Source organism: bacterium (genome assembly GCA_035529855.1).
Classification (GTDB): Bacteria; RBG-13-66-14; B26-G2; order WVWN01; family WVWN01; genus WVWN01.
In genome coordinates, this window is record DATKVX010000018.1 from 1 (window position 1) to 3,742 (window position 3,742).

8 protein-coding genes are annotated in these 3,742 nt (G+C 59.4%); all 8 read right to left on the minus strand.

What is annotated here, in order from left to right; genetic code table 11:
* Positions 1 to 446 (minus strand): hypothetical protein (locus tag VMX79_01785; GenBank protein HUV85824.1); only part of this gene is annotated, 446 nt, incomplete at its 3' end.
* On the minus strand, positions 447 to 704 hold the full coding sequence (locus tag VMX79_01790; protein HUV85825.1) for a hypothetical protein: 258 nt from the start codon (positions 702 to 704) through the stop codon (positions 447 to 449).
* A 9-nt stretch (positions 705 to 713) separates the two neighbouring features.
* Entirely contained in the window at positions 714 to 1,136 is a 423-nt protein-coding gene (locus tag VMX79_01795; protein ID HUV85826.1) for a hypothetical protein, read from the minus strand.
* Positions 1,136 to 1,669 carry a hypothetical protein gene (locus tag VMX79_01800; GenBank protein HUV85827.1) on the minus strand — a complete coding sequence of 178 codons (534 nt, stop codon included), beginning with the start codon at positions 1,667 to 1,669 and terminating at the stop codon, positions 1,136 to 1,138. Before VMX79_01800 ends, VMX79_01795 begins: the two co-directional genes overlap by 1 nt.
* On the minus strand, positions 1,666 to 2,088 hold the full coding sequence (locus VMX79_01805; GenBank protein HUV85828.1) for a hypothetical protein: 423 nt from the start codon (positions 2,086 to 2,088) through the stop codon (positions 1,666 to 1,668). The genes VMX79_01800 and VMX79_01805 overlap by 4 nt, the downstream gene beginning before the upstream one ends.
* Positions 2,089 to 2,113: 25 nt before the next feature.
* Positions 2,114 to 2,383 (minus strand): hypothetical protein, encoded by a 270-nt coding sequence (locus VMX79_01810; GenBank protein HUV85829.1) that lies wholly within the window; start codon positions 2,381 to 2,383, stop codon positions 2,114 to 2,116.
* Between the two features lie 11 nt (positions 2,384 to 2,394).
* The gene (locus VMX79_01815; GenBank protein ID HUV85830.1) at positions 2,395 to 3,384 is read right to left on the minus strand and encodes a hypothetical protein; all 990 of its coding nucleotides are present in this window, start codon (positions 3,382 to 3,384) and stop codon (positions 2,395 to 2,397) included.
* A gap of 9 nt (positions 3,385 to 3,393) precedes the next feature.
* Positions 3,394 to 3,742: hypothetical protein (locus VMX79_01820; protein HUV85831.1), on the minus strand; the 349-nt coding region annotated here is incomplete at its 5' end.

Sequence of the window (3,742 nt, forward strand, 5' to 3'; positions counted from 1 at the left end):
GTGGCGGGAACGATGGTGTACTCGAACGCATCCGCCGGGACGCCTATCCCCACGTTCTTACAGGGCACCATAGTGCCGTCCACAAGAACCTGCCAGCAGACCTCGGAGTCGGTACGCACGGGGATAACTGTTAGTGCCGGCAGTACGCCGGCGACAGCGGGGCCGACCTTCTCGCCGAAGATTCCGCGCGCGCCTGCGGGCGTCGTAATGTCGCCGCCACAAATTTTCGCCCAGAGCTCGAGCGTCATGTTCTCGAACGCGATCTCAAGCTCCTCGGCGACGTTGATAAGGGAACTAAACCGGCCGCGCATCCCGCCCGGTTTTCCGGCCGAGATAGTTTTGGGATCGACGAACGACCGCTTCCAGTTCACCGGCGTCAGCATCGGCACGTCGTCGATTTTAACGAAGCCGGTTCCCTCAGTGTTGATTACGTAAGGCCCTGGCATTTACGCGACCTCCTTCGCGGATTTAGATTCGGACTTCGGCTCAAATGGTACCGGTTTGTCCGTCTCAATCTTTATCGCCGGGCAATCCGAATGCCGCGACGCCTTGTAAACGAAGTTGCCCCATAACTTCTCGGCCATCGCTTCGTCGCCGTCGGCGTATCTCTTCCCGAGGAACGTAGCTCGCGTGTAGTCCCCCGGTTCGTGCCAAACGCCGCCGAAGTTTTGCCGTGACGTCAGCGTTATCTTTTTTATGGCCACGTTGGCCTCCTATATCCCGCCCCCGACGTGAACGGGGACGTTGACCGTTATGTTATAGAAAAACGTCTTATTCTCGTTGATTTCCCATTCGCTCGCCCAGGTTATCGGGCCGACGTGGGGCGCCCCGCCAATACTCGAGGCCCGCTCTATCGAGACGCATAGCCGGTCAAGGAAGGGTAGGATTTCAAGCATCGGCGCCGCGGCGCCTATCCCGGCCTCCTGTGTCCAAAAATCGAGCGCCACGTCAACTACGGTGTGCCCGCGCTCGCGGTGATTGCTCGAGACGAAGACGCCGACGTATCGCTCGCTCGGGTGGCCGGGTATGCCCTTGATGAACTGGAGTGGCCGGCCGCCGGCGATGTAGACCTCCCGGGCCTTCAGCGTATCGTGGACCCAGTTCAGCGCGTCGAGGCTTTGGTTGTCGGCACCCATTAAACCTTACCCGTTGCAGCGTACTTCGCCATAAGTCCCTCAAAGAACCGGACGTAGCGCGGCGTGAAGGTTATCGGCCGTGCGGCCTGCGCCGGCTCCGTCGTATAGTGGCCCTTGACCATCGATACCGCGACCGTCTGCTTCCGCGCGCGCTTCTGGCCGTAGAGTTTGGCCGTCCGCCTTATGCGCCGATATGAAGCCGGCACGAAGACCCTGCGCCTTGGATGGCCGTAATAGAAGTCCTCGGCGTAGGGCGTGCGGTTCACGCCTTCGGCGCCGAACTCGGTCGCCCGATACTTCCAACCGCGCCACAGGTTGCCCGTCAGATGTCCCGTTACCGGCTTTCCCTTACGTTTAAATTTCTGAGGCTGGAGTACCCGTAGCGAAACTTTCCATTTCGGCTCGCCGCCCTTGCGGTGTTGCTCGTCTACCATCCGCTGGAGGTAAACCGCGAGCTTGACCTTGAGCGGCTTGGTGTTGTTCATCCAGCCGAATGGCGGCGCCGGTTCCCACCTTATCGAGACGTGTTTCATACCTGAAACCTGGCCTCCATTTCGTCAAGCCAACGGGTCGGGGACGACTGCGCGATAACGTTTACGGGTACGGCGTCGCCGGCGCGGTCGATGATTATGATGACCTTCCGAGCCGCCTTGCCTATTTCCGTCTCGACGGTCGAGTAGAGACGGGCCGCCTGGTTGTCCGGTACTTCGGGCGTAAGGTGAAACCCCATCGTAGCGGCTATGAATTCCGCCGCGCCCATCTGCGAGGCCCACTCCACGACTTGCTCGGGCGCCGTAAGCTCATCCGTCCAAGTATCGAGGGTTGCCAGGTTAATGAAGGACGCGAGCCGGACCTTGACCGCCTCCGTCCCTATGCTCGTAAACGGCGCGAGGGCCGCGAGGTCCGCGCTTGGTATCCACGCTTGGATTAACGCTGTAGTAGTCCAGGCCATAGATTACCCCTAGAGGGGGGAGGGGTTACTTCCCCTCCCCCTTATCCTCGGGTTTACTATTTTCGTCTTTCGGCTCTTCGACTTTGCCGTAAGATCCCGGCTCTCCGGCCTTCGGTTCTTTGGCCTTCGCGCCGACCTTTTCCACGGCGCCCGGCGTTTCCATAACGGCTTCGATATACGCCTTGGCCGCGGGGTCGCGTTCGTCGACGTCGAAAACCGTACCAGGTTCGATATCCGGCGTAGCGGCGTCGTAGGGATATGCGATACAACTACGTAATGCTTTATACTTTCCCATGAATCCTCCTTTTAGACGGCGTTGTCTACGTAGAACCCGCACTCGCTGACGCCCGGGTCGCCGACCGGGTCGTACTCGAAGAGGTTAGGTGAGATACAGTCGTCGGCGTCGTAGCACATCGGGTTGCCCTCGCGGGTCGTATCGCGCCACGGTTCGTACGGTTTCGGGTGCCCTTCCCGACGACAGAGATAACCGAACGGCAGCGTCACCGGCTTGTTCACGTTCTCCGGGATACACATCAGCGCGGCATCGTCGTCCCAGCAACGGACGTACGTAGGCGGCGTCAGGTCGGTCGCGATGAACTCGCGCCCCACGATGATTTCCTTTATGCCGAGAGCTTCAGCGACCACGGCGGGCGTGATGTAACCCAAAGGCGCCGACTGGAGATCGCGGATACCCAGGGCGATGGCGGAAGCCTGGCGAACGAGCGTATTGCGCCGAATCCACGGCCAAACGGCTCCGCCTGCGACTAAGGAAAGGTAAGCGCGGTCGATACCGATGTCCGCCTCTACGATCGCGGCGAGAGTATCGATTCGCCCGGGCAGGTCGAATGCGATGTTAGCCCAAGCGGCGGCTTCGGCACTTTGATTGCCGGCCGACCAGTTCAAGACGTTAAAAACGAAGGCGGCGACTTCCGCCTCGAGGTCGCGGTAGATTTCGTCCATCGCTCCCTCGCTCGCGATAACGTCCGGGCTTTCCATCCGAAGTTGCCACTCCTCGATCTCCTGATCGGAGAGCCAGTAATGAGCGGCGCGGTCCTCGGTTATAACTACCCGAGAGCTAAGGCTGAAGTCGATGAACTTCTTGGTTTGTTTGGGAACGATTCTCGTGTCGTGCCGGCGCTTCATTTCCTTCCCCAGCATCCCGATAGTGTTCATCCGGAGGGGAACGTTTTTGACCGGCATTACTCGCGTCGCTATATATTCCTTCGGCCCGTCGTATTTCAACATGAGGTCTTGGACTAAGCCGTTAACCACGCGAGCTTCGGCTAAACCTGGCATCTTGCCTCCTTACGGTTGTTTGCGTGTCTCGATTTGAACGTAGTTCACCGCGCCGGTATTAGTGAAGGCCGCGATGTTCGTTAGCATCCAGCGCGTAGAGTACAGGTTGGCCGTCATGACGTTTGCTAAGCCAACGACGGGCATAGCTACGTCGTCAACGGCCCACGTAATAGCACCCGCAGGGTCTGCCTGGATTTCCAGTTTGTACGGCGTGCCTCCGACGACGGCTATACCCGAGTCCATCCGCTCCACGCCCGTAGTATCGTCGACCTCCAACATCCAGTTGGGGCCCTGGGCCGTGTCGTAGATGACCTCTACCAGTTCGTTAGCGGCGATATAGAAGCCGATTTCGAAACGC

Bases quoted from the DNA above. Each gene is read 5' to 3' on its own strand.
- VMX79_01795 (HUV85826.1), bottom strand. From the start codon at position 1,136: ATGGGTGCCGACAACCAAAGCCTCGACGCGCTGAACTGGGTCCACGAT.
- VMX79_01800 (HUV85827.1), bottom strand. From the start codon at position 1,669: ATGAAACACGTCTCGATAAGGTGGGAACCGGCGCCGCCATTCGGCTGG.
- VMX79_01805 (HUV85828.1), bottom strand. From the start codon at position 2,088: ATGGCCTGGACTACTACAGCGTTAATCCAAGCGTGGATACCAAGCGCG.
- VMX79_01810 (HUV85829.1), bottom strand. From the start codon at position 2,383: ATGGGAAAGTATAAAGCATTACGTAGTTGTATCGCATATCCCTACGAC.
- VMX79_01815 (HUV85830.1), bottom strand. From the start codon at position 3,384: ATGCCAGGTTTAGCCGAAGCTCGCGTGGTTAACGGCTTAGTCCAAGAC.